Below are 17664 nucleotides of genomic sequence, written 5' to 3'. Positions count from 1 at the left end.
GATCTGAATGATTGATACAAGTTCATTCTAGACAATGGCGGTTGTGAATTATAGCCGTGTAATATTTACTCGCTTACCAACTACGGCGCCAAGATTGTTTGGCGCTGAGTTGCCGGTTAAGTCTAACTTAATGGGAAAAACAGACGCATTTAGCTATCTATTAGTTGGTGCTTCATGCTATACTAATCAGGTACTTAAATAATAATAGTTTGTCTTCAGGGCAGGGTGTAATTCCCGACCGGCGGTAAAGTCCGCGACCCGCGTAAGCGGCTGATTCGGTGTAACTCCGGAACCGATAGTATAGTCTAGATGGAAGAAGACAGTCTTTTTTGTGATACATAATTAGACTGTTAGTCAAAACCCTGACTAACAGTTTTTTTGTTCATAAGAGGGGCTGCACGAAGACAGCTGTTTCTCAAAGGAGACGGTTACAGTGCACAATGGTAAGCATTTGCGTTTGGCGGTTAGTGTTAGTATTTTTGGGGTGATCAGTTATCTCTTGATGTTGGTGGAATTTCCGATCTTATTCGCTTTTCCATTTCTCAAGCTGGATTTTAGTGATTTAATCCCCTTATGTGGGCTAGCAATTTTTGGTTTTGGTGGTGCAACGGGTGTCGTGTTGATTCGTGCACTATTGCATTTGGTCATGACTGGTTTTTCAGCACAGTCATTGATTGGTGAATTAGGTTCGGTGATTGCCAGTTTGACAATTCTTTTGTTGGCGCAGATAATTTTGCAAAAGCAACAAAAGGGGCAATTAACTTGGCAGCGACGAATTTTATTGATTATTAGCAGTACCTTGGTATTAACAGTAGTCATGGCAGTTTTAAACTACTTTGTATTGACGCCATTGTATTTAAAAGTAACCGGATTTAAATTAGGTATGGATTATTTGAAATATGTTTTATTGGCAATTGTGCCTTTTAATCTGATTAAGGGTGTCCTAGTGGTCGGACTCTTTACCGTGGTTTACGCGCAAATGGGGACTTGGCTACAAGGACAATATCAATCATTTCATCAGAAGTAATCACAAGGTATTCATTGACCATCAATCATTTAAATAAGGCCGAATCGTTGCTGAAACGTGTTCTCAAAAGGCAACTGGTTCCGCTTGACGCAAAAATGCCGAGCAATTCTAACGAATTGTTCGGCATTTTACGTTAAGGCTCATCGGCTGATGGCTTTTTTGCCAGATGCTCATTTTATATTACTGTTCACTGCGCTTGTCATAAGCTGACATAGTTGTTTTAATCATTTAATTTTTGCCCTTGGTCGATTTAAGGTAAGTAATACCACGATTATGGGTTTGTTTTGGCGTCGGCATACACAACGACTAATTTATGGTAAGCTAGTATTAATAACTAGCCGTTAGTGTTTAGGGGCGTCAGTGGCTGTCGATGTAAAGGGATGGGCTGAACGAAGAATCGCGCCAGTGGGGCAACTTGTGTAGGCATCTTTGAATTTTGCCATTAATGCCGCTGGTATTGGTGTCGTGCCATGATTATTATCAATTTTAACATAAGCAACGCCTTCTTCATCATATTCAAATAATTCTGGTGCTTTTAACTGGCATAAGCCACAGGCAATACATTGTTCTGGAACAACCCGGGTATACATAGATTTTAACCTCGATTTAGGTGGTGAATTTGTTGGATAATCAATTATTATTAGCGGTTTTTGCAACCACGCCGCGACGTTATAAGGCAATATTTTATGGGCTAGCCGGCAAGCAAACTGTCTCAAACTTATTGGCATTGCGTGATTACGGCCTGCTCAACTACTTTCATCTTTATCCTAAATTAAGCCAGCAAGAATTTCAAGCGCAATTAGTCAGTTTGCAACAGGCTGGTTGGTTGCAACTTGATCAGACAGACGCGACAGCAGTTTTAACGTCGGCCGGCGAGCTAATCTGCCAGCAAAATAATTTGGCTCGACAATGGCCTCAAGCCTATGATTACTGGCAATTCGGTGATTGGCAATTACAATGGCAGCGCCTATTATTAGGTGTGCAAGTTGTGAGTAATCGGTGGCATCAGGTGCAACAATATCAACCATTAACAGAAAGTTATCAAGTTCAGCGGGAATTGCGAATTTGGTGGCGCTATTGGGCCCAACATGACTGGCAGTCTTTCAAGGGTGAACTCCAAACTAGTTTAACTGAATTACCCGAAACTGCAGGAACATTATTGGCTAATTCGTTTAGCAGTTCAAGTTTTCCGGGATTAACTAGTCAACATTTAGCGCAATTGCGGTCACAATCGCTGTTGCGCTTGCAGCTTGCACAAATCAATAGTTTAGGTTTATTGTTACAAGTGCTGAAGCAAAATCCGTCGCAGTGGCCACTGTTAAATAGCTTGTTGCCAGCACCTAAGAGTCCGTTATCGCGAAGTGCGTGGCAAACTTATCAGCAAGTTTTGGCTGGGCAAAGCTGGTCTGAAATCGAACGCCAACGCCGGATCAAAGCAAGTACTTTAAAGGAGCATCTGTTAATTGCGGCGATTTTAATGCCTAATTTTCCATTCGAAAATGCAACGATTCAATGGCTTAAGCACGAGGATGAGCACGGCTTTTTTGCGAACCATTTAACTAGTTTGGAGAAAGGAACCCTTAAAAAATGACAGTGCCATTAACTGATGAATTACAACAGCGTTTTGGGTATCAGCAATTTCGTCCAGGTCAAGCCGAAATAATCGCGGCCCTTTTGGCTGGTCAGGATGCCATTGCCGTTTTACCAACTGGGAGTGGTAAGTCACTTTTGTATCAATTTATGGCCCCACATTTATCGGGCCTAATTCTCGTGGTAAGTCCTTTGATTTCTTTAATGTCTGACCAAGCGTTACGAATTCGTAATGCACATTTAGGACCAGTGGCCGTGCTAAATAGTCAATTAACACCGCGAGAGAAACAGCAGATTTTACGGCAGTTAGCCCAATATAAATTCTTGTTTGTGGCCCCAGAAACGTTGCAACAACCCTTTATTCAGCAAGCCATTAAGCGGGTGCCGCTAGCGTTGTTCGTTGTTGATGAAGCACACTGTATTTCTAGTTGGGGACCGGATTTCCGCCCAAGCTACTTGTTATTAGGACAAGTTCGGCGGCAACTACAACCGCCATTAACTTTGGCGTTAACGGCAACGGCAACACCGCGGGTTTTTCAAGATATTCAGCGTGAATTAGCGTTACCAGCGACGACAGCCCATTATCGTGCTTCGGTTAATCGCAGCAATCTTTTTTTGCGTTTGGAGCGAATCACGCAGCCAGCTGATAAAAATGCCCGCTTAGAACCATTGTTAGCTTTAGGTGTGCCCACGTTGATTTATGTGGCGACCCGCCATCAAGCTGAAACTTTGACTCAGTATCTTCAGCTAAAAACTGCGCGGCCAATTGCCTATTACCATGGCGGTTTATCAGGAATTGAACGTTATCGGATTCAGCAACTTTTCTTACAGGATCAATTGGGCATTATTGTCGCCACGAATGCCTTTGGAATGGGTATCGATAAAAGTAATTTACGGTTGGTCATTCATTATGACTTACCAGCAAATTTTGAAAACTATTTACAAGAAATCGGTCGCGCTGGTCGTGATGGTCAGCTGGCTTTAACTGTTATTTTTGTTGACGAGCTTGATTTTGCCAAACAAGGACAACGAATCAAGAATAGCCAACTGACGTCAACCGAAATTCAGAATTTTTTTGCTCATCCTGATGATCGGCAACAATTAAATGATGGGCAGTTAGGCGTGCTAGCAGCATATGCCCAAACACAATTGCCAGTGGCCCAAGTTAATGATATTTTACAGCAAACTAGTCGACTACGAGCGCAACAGCGACAAGCATTTTGGCAATTTTTGAATTCGAAAACGTGTTTACGGCAACAACTATGTGACTATTTTGATGAGCAACCACCAGTGATTCAACATGATCAGCAGTGTTGCAGTCAAAGTGATCAGGAGTCGTTGACAACATTATTACAGCGGCTCCCTTTAGTCGAGGCAACAGTTAAAAACAGCTCAGAGCCACCATTAACTGATTTAAAAACAGTCTTAGCAAAATTGTTTGATTAGCTGAATCTGCCTTTTTTACGATTTATCAGTTTTTTTAAGAAATTTCAGAGTGGATTATGCTAGAATTGTATCTAGACAGATAGGGGGTCAAGACATGAGTCAAAAGGATCAGAAAAATAGCCAAAATAATGATCAACAAGCCCGTCCATGGGAAAATACATTTGACAGTGATCGTGATGAAAACGGAAAGTTATCACGGGTGGCGACTAAGAAGAAGGAACGCAATAATATTGTGTTTGTGTCGATTCTAGTGGTCATTTTGCTGGCAGTGATTGGTAGCACTATTTGGATGTGGGTCGCTGCCCAAAATGACAATAAAAGTCCACAAATCGTGGTGTCATCGTCAAGTCGGGTTAAATCTTCAGTGAAGTCACAAAAATCTGAAACGAAGAAATCCAGCACTAAATCTAGCAGTTCCGTCAGCGAAGAAGCAAGCTCCAGCAGCGTTTCTAGTACTGAGGAATCATCTACTGAGCAGAGCGCCAGTGAACCTGTTACTGAATCATCTAGTTCAACCGCTGCAAGTAGCTCAACTGCTGAGACTGGATCAACTTATACCGTTAAATCAGGCGATAACTTATATCGAATTGCTGTTAATAATGGCTTAACCTTGGATCAATTGTTAAGTTTAAATGGGTTAACATCCAGTTCAGCAATCGCACCAGGTCAACAACTGCGCATCAAATAGTTGTTGCTTAGTGAGTGATTAGTTTTGTTAGATCAAATTCAAATGTTTAGGGAATGAAGATTAGTGCAAATTGCAATTGATGGGCCAGCTTCAGCTGGTAAAAGTACTGTTGCCAAGCGTGTTACCCAAAAACTTGGCTTTATTTATTGTGATACTGGGGCAATGTATCGCGCCGCAACAGTGTTGGCTAAAGAACATCATTTAGCGTATGGTGATGAAGCTGGTATTTTGGCAGTTTTAGAAAAATCAAAAATTTCTTTTAAACCTGCTCATCCAGGCGAGGACCAACCAGTTTTTTTGAATCAGGAAGACGTGACACTAGCAATTCGTACGCCGGAAATTACCAATAATGTCTCCCAAGTGTCCGCATTACCAAAAATTCGTGAGGAATTAGTTCGGCAACAGCGGGAGATTGCCAGTGGTCATGATATTGTGATGGATGGTCGCGATATTGGGACTACAGTTTTACCAGCTGCTGAATTAAAAATATTTTTAGTGGCTTCTGCAGCCGAACGAGCTCGGCGGCGCTACGCTGAAAATATTACCAAGGGAATTATGACCCCCTTGGACCAATTACAAACAGAAATCGAGCAACGAGATTATAAAGATTCTCATCGACAAGTATCACCTTTAACCAAGGCTGATGATGCCGTTGAAATCGATACCACCAGCTTAACAATTGCGGAAGTGGTGGAAAAAATCGTTACTTTAGCAAAAAAACGAAAAAAATAGTGGTTTTTAACAAGAATTAGTACTTTTTACTAGCTTGTTAGCGGCTTTTCTATTAGAATTAGTATGATGTTATAGTGCAGGAGGAATAATTCATGTCAGACCAAGATTATAGTCAAAGCGAAATGGAAAAAGCGCTCAATGGCGTTCATGAAGTAAAAATCGGGGATGTTGTCAAGGGTGAAGTTTTAGCCATTGATGACAACCAATTAGTCGTTGGTATTCAGGATGCCGGCGTCGAAGGCGTTGTTCCTTTAAAGGAATTAACAGCTGATCGCAATGCAGATATTAAGGACCAAGCTAAAGTCGGTGACGTCATTGACTTAGTTGTTTTAGCTGGCTTAGGCCATGATAAAGAAAATGGTAGCTACTTACTTTCTAAGCGTCGTTTAGAAGCTCGTAAAGTTTGGTCAGAAATTGAAGATAAATTCAAAGCTGGCGAAACGCTTGAAGTTAAGGTTCGCGAAGTTGTCAAGGGCGGTTTAGTCGTTGATGCTGGCGTGCGTGGCTTCATTCCTGCTTCAATGGTTGATGATCATTATGTTGACGACTTGAAGAAATATGTTGGTCAAAGCTTCGAAGTTAAGATTATCGAAATCGAACCAAGCGAAAATCGTTTGATCTTATCACGTCGGGAAATCGTTAAGGAAGAAAAAGCTGCTAAGAAAGCTGAAATCTTCGCTAATTTATTACCTGGTGATGTGGTTGAAGGTCAAGTTGCTCGTTTGACTAACTTTGGTGCTTTCATCGACTTAGGCGGCATTGACGGCTTAGTTCATATCTCTGAGATTTCACATGATCATGTTGACAAGCCTAGTGATGTTTTGAAAGTCGGGCAAGATGTTAAAGTGAAAGTTTTAAGTGTTGACGCTGATAAAGATCGCATCTCACTTTCAATGAAAGCTTTACAACCAGGACCTTGGGATAAAATCGCTGAAATCGCACCTGTTGGTTCAGCAATCGAAGGAACTGTTAAACGTTTAACAGCTTTTGGTGCCTTTGTTGAAGTTGCTCCTGGTGTTGAAGGTTTAGTTCATATTTCGCAAATTTCTCATCAACACATTGCTACACCTAATGATGTGTTAAAGGAAGGCGAAAAAGTTCAAGTTAAGGTTTTAAGCGAAGATCCAGAAAACAAACGCTTATCATTATCAATCAAAGCCTTAACTGAAAAGCCAGGCGAACCTGAAGAAAAAGCTGCTGACCACAATAACAACGAACATTTCGAAATGCCTGAAACTAGCAATGGTTTCAGTCTTGGCGAAATGATTGGTGATGCATTGAAGAATGACAGCGACGATTCAGACAAATAATTAGTGCCTTCTTGATGAAAAGAGTTTGGACCTAAAACTGGTTCGACTCTTTTTTCTTAGCTTGGCGCCATGAATCTAGAAAAGAAATGAGGTGGTTCAATGGCAAGACCTGTTGTTGCCATTGTTGGTCGGCCTAATGTTGGTAAATCGACCATTTTTAACCGAATTGCTCGGGAGCGAATTGCGATTGTCGAAGATACCCCTGGTGTAACTCGGGATCGAATCTATACCCATAGTATTTGGTTGAATCATGAATTTAGTTTAATTGATACTGGTGGGATCGAGTTTGCGGACCAGCCGTTTATGACACAAATCCGCAATCAAGTGGATATTGCCATCGATGAGGCTGACGTGATTGTTTTCTTAGTCAACGCTCGCGAAGGTATCACTGACGCAGACGAGAAAATTGCCCAGATTTTATATCGCGCTCATAAAAAGGTCGTTTTAGCCGTCAATAAAGCTGATAATCCCGAACAGCGTCAAGATATTTATGACTTTTATGCCTTAGGTTTCGGTGATCCAGTACCGGTTTCTGGTACGCAGGGTACCGGTCTTGGTGATTTATTGGATGCCATCGTGGCAGAATTTCCCACTGAGATCGAAGACGATGATGATCAATCAATTAAATTCAGTTTAATTGGTCGACCTAACGTAGGTAAATCATCATTAGTTAATGCGATGTTAGGTGAGGATCGCGTGATTGTCTCGGAAATTGAAGGGACGACTCGTGATGCAATCGATACTAAATTTACCGATGAATCCGGCCAAGAATTTACAATGATCGATACGGCGGGAATTCGCAAACGTGGTCGTGTTTATGAAGCAACTGAGAAGTATGCTGTGATGCGGGCGCAAAGTGCCATCGATCGTTCTGATGTGGTTTTATTTGTGATTGATGGTAAAGATGGTTTGCGAGAGCAAGATAAGAAAGTCGCTGGCTATGCTCATGAAGCTGGCTGTGGCATTATTATCGTGGTCAATAAGTGGGACTTGGTTAAGAAAGATACCAAGACAATGGCTGAGTTTACGGAAAAATTACGCGGTGAATTACAATATTTGGAATACGCGCCAATCGTTTTCGTCTCGGCATTAACAAAACAACGTTTAATTCAATTACCTGAAATGATTAAAACTGTTTCAGAAAACCAGCAACGGCGAGTGCAGTCTTCAGTACTTAATGATGTTTTACTTAAGGCGGTGGCAATTACACCAACACCAAATGTGAAGGGACATCGGCTACGCGTCTACTATCTGACTCAGGTTGCTATCAAGCCACCAACATTTGTGGTTTTTGTTAATGACCCTGATTTATTCCATTTTTCTTATCAGCGTTTTCTAATTAATCAATTAAGACAAACTTTTGATTTTGCTGGAACACCGATTCGCTTGATTGCCCGGAAACGTAAGTAGGCACAAGGATTTGGCCTGATTTAGGAGTAAATTATTAAGATTTCGCCTTTTTTCGTTAAAAATACAATTTTTTTTGCGAAAAAGCTTGTAGTTACGGCGTTTCTATGATAACTTTATCAATGGAATAATGATCTTATAAGTCATTGTTTCTGTGTTTCAACAAAAAAAGAATTGGCATGCTTAGCGCAAAGCTCAGCTGCGGGAGGTGAAATCAACATGGCAAATAAAGCAGAATTAATCGATAGCGTTGCAACTAAAACTGGTTTAACTAAGAAAGATGCAACTGCAGCTGTTGATGCAGTTTTCGGTACTATTCAATCAACGCTTGCTAATGGTGAAAAAGTTCAATTGATCGGCTTTGGTAACTTCGAAGTTCGTCAACGTGCAGCTCGTAAGGGTCGCAACCCACAAACAGGTGAAGAAATTAAGATCCCTGCAAGCAAAGTACCTGCATTTAAGCCAGGTAAGGCGCTTAAAGACGCAGTTAAATAAGTATATGATTAATCCGTTGGGGCAATTGCTTCGACGGATTATTTTTTTGCTAAAATGTGCCAAGGACGCAGAAAAGACGCAGAACTTTTAATCAAAACCCGGAATCCGCCAACTGTTTGAGAATATTGACTTTCATGTCTCTAGTGACATGCGGATACTTTTTTACATAGATTAACAAGCTTTGATTGAAGGGCAATTTAAGCGGGCAAAGTTTGTTGCTGCTTCTCTGCCAATAATTGGTAGTTGGTCCTGTTACTAAAGTTCGTTATAATAGAAAAGAATCAAGGAAATCAGCTCCTATTGCGTTAGCAAATTGCTTAGTGATTTGCTGGGGCAATCTTGCAGGAATGAGTTCAAGGAGGCGTTAAGGTGAGTTATTCAGAAAAAATGTTAGCAGCATTAGATGAACAAGACTTACAAAAGGCGGATCACTTATTTAAACAGGCGTTAGCCAATGATGATCCAGAAACGTTATTTAATTTGGCCGAGGAATTGCAGGCGTTAGGGTTCAGTGCACAGAGTAGTCAAATTGCTAAACAATTGTTAAAGCAAGATCCTGATGCTGACGAGGCCCGTTTGATGTTGGCAGAATTGGCAATTAATGATGATCAAACAGATCAGGCACTTAATTGGCTAGCTCAGATTAAACCAGAATCACCAGTTTATCCGCAAAGCTTATTAACGGCTGCTGACTTGTATCAAACGTTAAATTTATTAGAAGTTAGTGAACAAAAATTATTACAAGCACAAGTCTTGCTGCCAGATGAACCGGTGGTTGATTTTGCTTTAGGCGAGTTATATTTGACGATGGGGCGCTATCAAGAAGCACTAACTGCTTATCAACGCCTTGCGGAACAGAAAATCTCTTATTTTGCGCAAGTATCAATTGATCAGCGGCGTGCTGAGGCCTTGGCAGGGTTAGGTGAGTACGAGCAGGCTGTTGCGCTATTAACGCCCTTAACAAAGAATTTAGCGACTGATGAACAGCTTTTCCAATTGGGTGTGTTGCAACATAATCTGCATCAGGAAACAGCAGCAATTAAAACGTTGACGCGGTTACAACAACAAAATTCTGATTATAGCAGCTTGTACGAACCCTTAGTTGCCAGCGAATTAGCAGCTGATCAGCCAGCTAATGCTCTGCAGTCAGCACAAGTTGGTTTAGGCTATGACGATTACAATTTGAATTTGTATCGTTTAGGTGCGGAAGCGGCTTTGAAAATCGGCGCTACTAAAAAAGCCAGTGACCTTTTGCAAAAGGGACTGGCAATTGATAATGACGCTGAGAGTTTGCGTGCTTTGTTAGGTACCATCGTTTTACGCGAGGGCCACTATCAGCAAGTAATTGATCTGTTAGCCCCGCTGGCAACGGCAGATCAAGCTGATCCTCAAGTTGCTTGGGAGTTAGCAGTCGCCTACGATCATTTGGATCAAGTTGAAGCAGCCAATAGTGCTTATTTTCAAGCTTATCCTGAATTAAAAGATAATCCTGATTTCATGCGGCAGTTTATCAATTTCCTACAGGAGGAAGGACAAACTAAACCGCTAAAATTAGCTTTACAACAATATTTACGGTTAGTTCCTGATGATCCTGAATATACCCAATTATTATTAGATTTAGAAGCAGACCAAGCTGAATAACACGAACTAATGATGTTTGAAAATTGATTTTCGCGGCCGCAGATAGGTGAAGCCTTCACCAACAGCTTCATGAACATCAATGATGCTGATAAAGGCATACTCGTCGAGTTGCATAATAATTTTTTTAGCGGCAACAATTTCGCTGGGCGCAACCACACAGTAAAGAACTGGTTGTTGATTATGTTGATAGCCACCTTCACCATTGAAAAACGTGGTGCCACGTTCAAGCTCACTCATTAGCGCGGCGCTGATTTGCTGATTCTCTTTGCTAATAATCAGCATTCCTTTCGCTGAATAACTGCCATCTTGAGTGGCGTCAACAATTTTCGAGAAAACGAAAGATGCCAGCAAGGTGTACATCATGTGCTCAATATCTAGATATGATAATGAGGCTAATAAAACAAATACATCGATGATCAGTAGGGTTTTACCCATCGGAATTCCGCGCTCTAATTCGAGAATCCGCGCAAGTACATCGCTACCACCAGTGGTCCCACCAAAGCGGTAAATCATTCCTGAGCCAAACCCACCGAAAATGCCGGCGAGCACCCCAGCGATAAATAAATCATGATGTAAATCAATTGTTTGTGCCCAAGCAACCCGTTGCCAAATCCATAAGGAACCAGACAAGGCTAAGGTGCCATAAATTGTAAAAATTAACCCTTTGCGTCCGAGAAAACGGTAGCCTAAAATAATGAGGGGAATATTGAGTAGAATTGTCGTATAGGCGGGATCAATGCCCCACCAAGCGCGAAAAAGCAAGGTGATCCCGGTGATGCCACCTTCGGCCAAATTGTTTTTAATATTGACGGCTACCAGACCGAAGCCATAAAAAAGCGCGCCAAAACTAATCATAAAAACTGATTGGGCAGTGGCCCACCAAGATTTTTCTTGTAACTGTTTAAGCATTTTTATAACTCCCTGAATTAAGAAATAGGTGTAATTATTAATGTATTTAAAAGAATTTCCTTTAGAATTTGAACAGGCACTACCTATTCTACAACAAATAACAACTAATGGATATGAAGCTTATTTTGTTGGTGGCTCGGTGCGTGATCACTTGCTAGGAAAGGCGATTGCGGATGTTGATATTGCTAGCAGTGCTTTTCCAGCCGAGATTAAAACAATTTTTCCAACAACGATTGATACGGGCATTAAACATGGCACGGTCACGGTGCGCTGGCATCAGCGAAACTATGAAGTGACTACCTTTCGAACGGAGTCGGGGTACCAAGACTTTCGCCGGCCAGATCATGTGACATTTGTGCGTTCTTTGTTGAAAGATCTGCAACGACGAGACTTTACCATTAATGCTTTAGCTGTTCGCGCCGATGGTTTAGTAATCGATGAGTTTACCGGACTAGCAGATCTGCAGGCGCATTTGATTCGCGCTGTCGGTAATGGTGACGAACGTTTCCACGAAGACGCTTTACGCATGATGCGAGCAGTCCGCTTTAGTAGTCAACTTGATTTTAGAATTGAGGCAGCAACTTTTGCCAGTCTAATTAAAATGGCGCCGTTACTTGAAAAAATTGCTGTTGAACGAATTCACAGTGAATTTGTTAAAATGATGCTAAGTCCCCACTGGCAGCAAGGTTGGTCACAGTTTGTTAGCAGTGGTTTGATCCAACACACACCGTTCTTTAAAAACCGGTCAGCAGCCCGACCTGGTTTTGCCCAGCAAGACGCCCAAGCATTGCCTGATGAGACTAGCGTTTGGTTATTGCTGGCCTTAGCCATGAATTTAACCTATCAGCAGACACAGCAATTACTTCGGCAATGGAAAACGGCTAATCAAGTTCAGCAGGATACTTTAGCTGCTTGGAATTTTAGTCAATTGTTAAAGCAAAACCGGACATTAACGGCAAGTGAATTATATCAAGCTGACCCTAAAATGTTACAACGGTTAACTGCAGTTGGTGCTAATTTAGCTTGGCAGACTGATTTTCGACAATTAACGGCCGCTTATCAGCAACTCCCAATCAAGAATGACCATGAATTAGCACTGAACGGCGGTGATTTGATCCAACAATTAGGTCTTAAGCCGGGACCACAATTAGGTCAATTGTTAGCTGCGGTGAAAACAGCGGTGTTAACTGGGGTCGTTGAAAATCAAAAGTCAGACTTGATTCATTGGTCGCGAAAACGATTACGCGATATGATATGATAGGTTTAAATCAATTGAATGAAGGGAAGTTTTGTTAAAGATGACTGAAGCAGCGCACGTTTTTAAAGAGTTACGGTTTTATTTTCGTAATGGTGATGAATGGACGGTTTCTCATGCTGAAATGGCCGATGTTTGGATTGCCCGAGTAACAACATCATATGGTCGCATTAATGGTACCGGGCGCATGCAAGAAATTCATCCTTGCAAGAGCTTTAAAATCGAAATACTTCCTGAAGCCGACCATTCTAAGTCCACTGACATCAATTCTGGTTCACTGGAATTAGGAATGTTTGGCCGGGCCACAAAATATCAAGATATTGAAAAATGTGATTTAGTTTTTGAAGAAGCAAGTCGGCAACCTTTACAAATTTATTTCCCATTTAAGCAAAAGGATGTTTCTGGTTTAGATAATGTTTATCAAACCAGCATGATTTCTCCTAAAAATGGTCATTTATACGTGGTGATTGATGCTGATAAAACTGTCTTTGACGTTTTTCCCCAGCTCGCTCAGTAATTAAAAAAATTTTATTGAGCGCGATTTATTTGACTAGTGCTGAACAACTACTTGTGTTAAGGTTAGTAACCGAATAATCCAGTCAGGGGATTATGCGGTTATTTTTTGTTAAGCCTGATTGTCAGGTTATATTTTAAATAAAGGGTGAGTAATTTGAACCGAAATGAGCAGACCTATCTTAATTTTCTGGAAACGATTTTAACGCAAGGACATTATAAAGAAGATCGAACCAAGACAGGCACTTACAGTATCTTTGGCTATCAAATGCGGTTTGATCTTCAAGCTGGCTTCCCATTAATGACGACCAAAAAAGTGCCCTTTGGTTTGATCAAAAGTGAGTTGTTGTGGTTCTTAAAGGGTGACACCAATATCCGCTATTTATTGCAACACCATAATCATATTTGGGATGAATGGGCGTTTACAAAATATATTGCCAGTTCTGATTATCAAGGACCAGATTTGACTGATTTTGGTCATCGAGCGGTGACTGACCCAGATTTTGCTAAAGTTTATCAGCAAGAACATCAAGCTTTCTGTGAACAAATTTTAACAGATGAACAATTTGCTGCTAAATATGGTGATTTAGGTCAGATTTATGGCAGTCAGTGGCGGGCTTGGCGGACCAGTCAGGGCAACACGATTGATCAATTGGCTGCTGTGATTGAAGCAATTAAAACAACGCCGGATTCACGACGCTTGATTGTTAGTGCTTGGAATCCAGAAGATATTCCTAGTATGGCATTACCGCCTTGCCATACCTTATTTCAGTTTTATGTTAATGATGGTCGTTTATCTTTACAATTGTATCAACGCAGTGGGGATGCCTTTTTAGGTGTGCCGTTTAATATTGCCAGCTATGCCCTATTAACGGCCTTGGTAGCGCAGCAAACTGGTTTAGTGCCCGGCGAATTTATTCACACTTTAGGTGACGCGCATATTTACAGTAATCACTTGGATCAGGTGCGGCAACAGTTAGCCCGAACACCACAAGCAGCACCAAAATTACTTTTGCCAACTGCTATCAAAGCAGACTTAGCAGATTACCAAGTAGCTGAAATTAAGCTGGAAGGCTATCAGCCGTTACCAGCAATTAAAGCACCAGTAGCAGTTTAGCGTAGGCTTTCGTAGAATTTGTGTGCATAACGTCAAGGAGGTTGAAGAATGGCAATAGCATTTGTCTGGGCAGAATCAATTGGTGGGGTGATTGGTCAGCAGGGTCGGTTACCGTGGCATTTACCGGCTGATTTAAAACATTTTAAAACGTTGACGTGGCGACAGACGATTATTTTAGGTCATCGGACCTGGCAATCTTTTCCCAATCAGCAGCCCTTGCCTCAGCGGGAGCATTGGGTCCTGACTCATCAGCCAGCTCATGATTTTCCTAATGCGGTAACGGTCTTCAATGATGCAACCGCATTGCGACAAGCAGTTTTACGGCAGCCTGAACAAGATTTTTATGTGATTGGCGGGGTGGCCTTGTTTAAGTTGTTTGCTGATTTAGTGACCGATTTGTATTGTACTAAGATTGACCATGTTTATTTGGGTGATGTGGTGATGCCGCGTTTAGCGTGGAATCAATTTGATTTATTAGCACAACAAGTTGTTCCAGCAACTAAAAGTTCGCCCCAATTAACATTTGAGCATTGGCAACGGCGAAATTAACTTGTGTTAGTTTAGGCGCGTCTTAGTTGAATAACGGGTCTAAACGACTTTTTCGGTGTGGTAACAAGTCAACCTCAATTGAAGTTAAAACGAGGGTTTAGCGTAGTGCTAAGTTTTTTTCAATTGAGTGGGGGTTGACTAGCTGATTTTAAAGGTGCGGCAAGCGTAAATTTTTTATCAGTAAGTGCGATTCTTACCAGTTTGTTGGATGAATTTTAGGCTTAATTCTGTTATACTTGCACAATGAGACGCGAGTCAGATCCTTTTTGAGAGGAAGCATGAATCATGACTAATAAGATTAAAATTGTGACTGATTCTTCAGTTCAGCTCACGGAAGCAGAGATTGCTAAATATCAAATTACGATTATTCCATTAACAATCGTGATCGATAGTGAAGTTTATACTGACGGGGTTAACTTATCCCGAACAGAATTTATGACCCAAATGTCCCAAGCCAAGAACTTGCCGCAAACTAGTCAACCTTCAATTGGTACGATTTTAGACCAATTTGACCAGTTGACCGCAGATGGCAGTCAGGTTATTTCGATTCATATGACTGAAACGATTAGTGGTACAGTTAATGCGGCACGTCAGGCTGCCCAGATTTCTAAGGGAAGTATTACGGTTATCGACAGTGAATTTACTGACCGGGCCATGGCTTTTCAAGTGATCACAGCAGCTGAAATGGCAGCGGCCGGCGCTAGTCGTGAAGAAATTGTTACGGCCGTTCAATCGGTTCGGGAACGGACTCAGCTCTATATGTCGGTTACTAATTTGACCAATTTAGTTAAGGGCGGTCGGTTAAGTCGGGTATCTGGTATGTTGTCTAGTTTGTTGAATATCAAACTGATTTTACAATTACACGATAGTCAATTAGAAGCGATTCATAAGGGCCGCGGTATGAAAACAATCAACAATTTCTATCGTGAGTTGATTGAGAAAATGAAACAAGCAGCGCCAATCAAAATGATTGGTATTTCTCAAGCCGATGACGCTGACTTTGCGGAGAAGCTAAAGAATCAACTACAAACTGTCTTACCTGACGTGCCTGTTTTAGTGGCACCAACTAGTCCAGTGATCGCCACTCATACTGGTCCTGGCGCTATTGCCGTCATGTTCTATACAGCATAAATTTTGCCAAAGGTGGAGCGCTGGTTCCGCCTTTTTAATATATTAATGTAGGTGTGAAAGTTTTGAAGAATATTTTGAAAGTAATTAAGGTGATCGTGGTGATTGCAGTTGTTGCTGCTATTACTGTGGTCGGATTGAATTTTCTAATTAAGTCACCCAACAATCAGTCTGCTAAAAATGGGTTAAAACCACAAACAGTGAAAACGGCGACAACAAAAAAGGTTTTAAAAAAAGTTCATTATGTGGCGATCGGTGATTCATTGACTTATGGGATTGGCGATGCGACTGAAAATGGCGGTTACGTTCCTTTGGTTAAAAGCCAACTAGCAAATGACGATCGCACCGATGTGGTCAGTCAGAATTTCGGCGTTAGTGGTGATACTTCTACTCAGGTTTACCAACGGATTGTTAAGCAACCGAAAATTCAGCGCGGGTTGGCTCAGGCTAATTTGATTACTATGACGATTGGTGCTAATGACTTGATGCATATTATCAATAAAAATGTCATGAATATGGACTTGAAAAAAGTTGAAAGTGCCCGGACAACTTATCAAGCAAATCTGGAACGTTTGCTGAAAAAAATTCGGTCTTATAACAAAACGGCGCCAATTTTCCTAGCAAGTATTTATAATCCTTTTTATGTTTATTTCCCACAAATTACTGATATGAAAACAGCAATGGATGACTGGAATGCAACGGCACAAAAGGTCATTAAAGAATTCGACCAAACGTACTATGTTGATATCGACCAAGTCATGACCCAACCTAAGGGGTCAGTCTTGGCCAATAATAAAGCTAAGAAAGAGGCTTTAAATCCTTATTTGTTTACTGAAGATCACTTCCATCCGAATAATCGGGGGTATCAGGCGATCTCACAGCAATTCATCAAACAAATTCAAGCACGAAAAACCACTTGGCTCTACCAAGTTAGCAAATAAATTGTTTTCAGAAAATTGTTTTAAAGGAGTCGACTGGTTATGGCTACACAAGCACGCCATCAAGTAAAAAAAGCAAAAAAAACAAAGCAAGAACGTGGTCCAGTTAATATTTGGAAATGGATCAGTTTAATCCTCATTGGGCTATTACTAGGCGGCGGGATTTTTCTTGGTTCTAAAATTTTCACGCAACCAACCAATCAATTAGCTGCAGATGTTTCACAAGCTGATGAACCGGTATTTAATGTTGATTTGACGAAGCAACAGGCCAATCGGATTGTTGCTTATTCGCTGAAGCATTACTTAAAAAATGACGAATTTCAATATAGCTTTAAATTTACAGATCAGGCCGTTTTGGGCGGCAAATTTAAGTTTCTTGGTTCAACTGTACCTTTTACCTTGAACCTGGACCCTTATGTCATGGAAAACGGTGATATTCAATTAAAGGCGGAGTCATTGTCAATTGGCGCCTTACCAATTCCAATTAGTCAGGTGATGAGTTTCATTGGTAACGACTATAAAGTACCTAATTGGATTAGCTTAGATACTAAAAAAGAAACGATTACTTTGCATTTACGCAAGTATAAAATGAAAAATGGTATGAGTGTTCGCGCCAATCAAATTGATTTAGATAAAAACCAAATCAATTTTAGCGTGTATCTGCCAGAATAAAGAAATAAGAGGTTAACGAATGGAACTGAGACGAAGTTTTTATCAATTTTTAATGACTGAGCGCGATCCTAATAATCATAGTGAAATTGCGGAGTTCGCGAACAATGCGTTTTTCGACCATTCTTTTCCCAAACAAAGTAAAGATTACGATGAGATTTCTCGCTATTTAGAGTTGAATGGCGGTTACTTACCCAGTATGTTGATTTTCGATCAGGCTTACCAACTCTATTTGGATAGTGAGGCATAA

At 41.1% G+C, this 17664-nt stretch carries 19 protein-coding genes and 1 riboswitch; of the genes, 17 read left to right on the top strand and 2 right to left on the bottom strand.

Annotation, left to right across the window (positions count from 1 at the left end):
- Positions 1-207 precede the first annotated feature (207 nt).
- Positions 208-325, top strand: a riboswitch (FMN riboswitch).
- A 108-nt stretch (positions 326-433) separates the two neighbouring features.
- Positions 434-1027, top strand: a complete 594-nt coding sequence (locus EKM81_RS03740; protein WP_125648622.1) for an ECF transporter S component — start codon at positions 434-436, stop codon at positions 1025-1027.
- A gap of 341 nt (positions 1028-1368) precedes the next feature.
- Here the strand turns inward: EKM81_RS03740 and EKM81_RS03735 are convergent, their stop codons facing one another.
- A complete protein-coding gene (locus tag EKM81_RS03735; RefSeq protein WP_125648619.1) occupies positions 1369-1617 on the bottom strand; it encodes a ferredoxin in 249 nt (82 codons plus the stop codon).
- 32 nt (positions 1618-1649) lie between these two features.
- Between EKM81_RS03735 and EKM81_RS03730 the strand changes: the two genes are divergently transcribed.
- From EKM81_RS03730 to EKM81_RS03695, 8 genes are all read left to right on the top strand, one after another.
- On the top strand, positions 1650-2618 hold the full coding sequence (locus EKM81_RS03730) for a hypothetical protein (RefSeq protein ID WP_125648616.1): 969 nt from the start codon (positions 1650-1652) through the stop codon (positions 2616-2618).
- On the top strand, positions 2615-4063 hold the full coding sequence (locus tag EKM81_RS03725) for a RecQ family ATP-dependent DNA helicase (protein ID WP_125648614.1): 1449 nt from the start codon (positions 2615-2617) through the stop codon (positions 4061-4063). Before EKM81_RS03730 ends, EKM81_RS03725 begins: the two co-directional genes overlap by 4 nt.
- 94 nt (positions 4064-4157) lie before the next feature.
- Positions 4158-4751, top strand: a complete 594-nt coding sequence (locus tag EKM81_RS03720; protein WP_125648610.1) for a LysM peptidoglycan-binding domain-containing protein — start codon at positions 4158-4160, stop codon at positions 4749-4751.
- 63 nt (positions 4752-4814) lie between these two features.
- The gene (gene cmk / locus EKM81_RS03715) at positions 4815-5483 is read left to right on the top strand and encodes a (d)CMP kinase (protein WP_125648607.1); all 669 of its coding nucleotides are present in this window, start codon (positions 4815-4817) and stop codon (positions 5481-5483) included.
- Between the two features lie 92 nt (positions 5484-5575).
- A complete protein-coding gene (rpsA, locus tag EKM81_RS03710) occupies positions 5576-6793 on the top strand; it encodes a 30S ribosomal protein S1 (RefSeq protein WP_125648605.1) in 1218 nt (405 codons plus the stop codon).
- A gap of 99 nt (positions 6794-6892) precedes the next feature.
- The gene (gene der, locus EKM81_RS03705) at positions 6893-8203 is read left to right on the top strand and encodes a ribosome biogenesis GTPase Der (RefSeq protein ID WP_125648602.1); all 1311 of its coding nucleotides are present in this window, start codon (positions 6893-6895) and stop codon (positions 8201-8203) included.
- A gap of 216 nt (positions 8204-8419) precedes the next feature.
- Positions 8420-8695, top strand: coding sequence for an HU family DNA-binding protein (locus EKM81_RS03700; protein ID WP_125648599.1), 276 nt, complete (start codon positions 8420-8422; stop codon positions 8693-8695).
- A 369-nt stretch (positions 8696-9064) separates the two neighbouring features.
- Complete coding sequence (locus EKM81_RS03695; protein ID WP_125648595.1) at positions 9065-10336, top strand: tetratricopeptide repeat protein; 1272 nt, start codon at positions 9065-9067, stop codon at positions 10334-10336.
- Between the two features lie 6 nt (positions 10337-10342).
- Here EKM81_RS03695 and EKM81_RS03690 read toward each other — a convergent pair whose 3' ends face one another.
- Positions 10343-11245 (bottom strand): YitT family protein, encoded by a 903-nt coding sequence (locus EKM81_RS03690; RefSeq protein ID WP_379881039.1) that lies wholly within the window; start codon positions 11243-11245, stop codon positions 10343-10345.
- A gap of 40 nt (positions 11246-11285) precedes the next feature.
- Between EKM81_RS03690 and EKM81_RS03685 the strand changes: the two genes are divergently transcribed.
- From EKM81_RS03685 to EKM81_RS03650, 8 genes are all read left to right on the top strand, one after another.
- Positions 11286-12503, top strand: a complete 1218-nt coding sequence (locus tag EKM81_RS03685) for a CCA tRNA nucleotidyltransferase (protein WP_125648592.1) — start codon at positions 11286-11288, stop codon at positions 12501-12503.
- A gap of 40 nt (positions 12504-12543) precedes the next feature.
- Positions 12544-13017, top strand: a complete 474-nt coding sequence (locus tag EKM81_RS03680; RefSeq protein WP_125648589.1) for a hypothetical protein — start codon at positions 12544-12546, stop codon at positions 13015-13017.
- Between the two features lie 153 nt (positions 13018-13170).
- On the top strand, positions 13171-14130 hold the full coding sequence (locus tag EKM81_RS03675) for a thymidylate synthase (RefSeq protein WP_125648586.1): 960 nt from the start codon (positions 13171-13173) through the stop codon (positions 14128-14130).
- Between the two features lie 48 nt (positions 14131-14178).
- Entirely contained in the window at positions 14179-14679 is a 501-nt protein-coding gene (locus EKM81_RS03670; protein WP_125648584.1) for a dihydrofolate reductase, read from the top strand.
- Positions 14680-14964: 285 nt separating this feature from the next.
- On the top strand, positions 14965-15810 hold the full coding sequence (locus tag EKM81_RS03665) for a DegV family protein (protein ID WP_125648581.1): 846 nt from the start codon (positions 14965-14967) through the stop codon (positions 15808-15810).
- Between the two features lie 62 nt (positions 15811-15872).
- Positions 15873-16748 carry an SGNH/GDSL hydrolase family protein gene (locus EKM81_RS03660; RefSeq protein WP_164509198.1) on the top strand — a complete coding sequence of 292 codons (876 nt, stop codon included), beginning with the start codon at positions 15873-15875 and terminating at the stop codon, positions 16746-16748.
- Between the two features lie 39 nt (positions 16749-16787).
- Positions 16788-17417 (top strand): YpmS family protein, encoded by a 630-nt coding sequence (locus EKM81_RS03655; RefSeq protein ID WP_125648577.1) that lies wholly within the window; start codon positions 16788-16790, stop codon positions 17415-17417.
- A gap of 19 nt (positions 17418-17436) precedes the next feature.
- Positions 17437-17664, top strand: a complete 228-nt coding sequence (locus EKM81_RS03650) for a YozE family protein (RefSeq protein WP_125648574.1) — start codon at positions 17437-17439, stop codon at positions 17662-17664.

The sequence above is a fragment of the Lapidilactobacillus gannanensis genome, assembly GCF_003946675.1.
In the GTDB taxonomy this organism is placed as follows: domain Bacteria; phylum Bacillota; class Bacilli; order Lactobacillales; family Lactobacillaceae; genus Lapidilactobacillus; species Lapidilactobacillus gannanensis.
The sequence above is the reverse complement of the archived record's forward strand: the minus strand, read 5'-3'. Positions and strand labels throughout refer to the sequence as shown.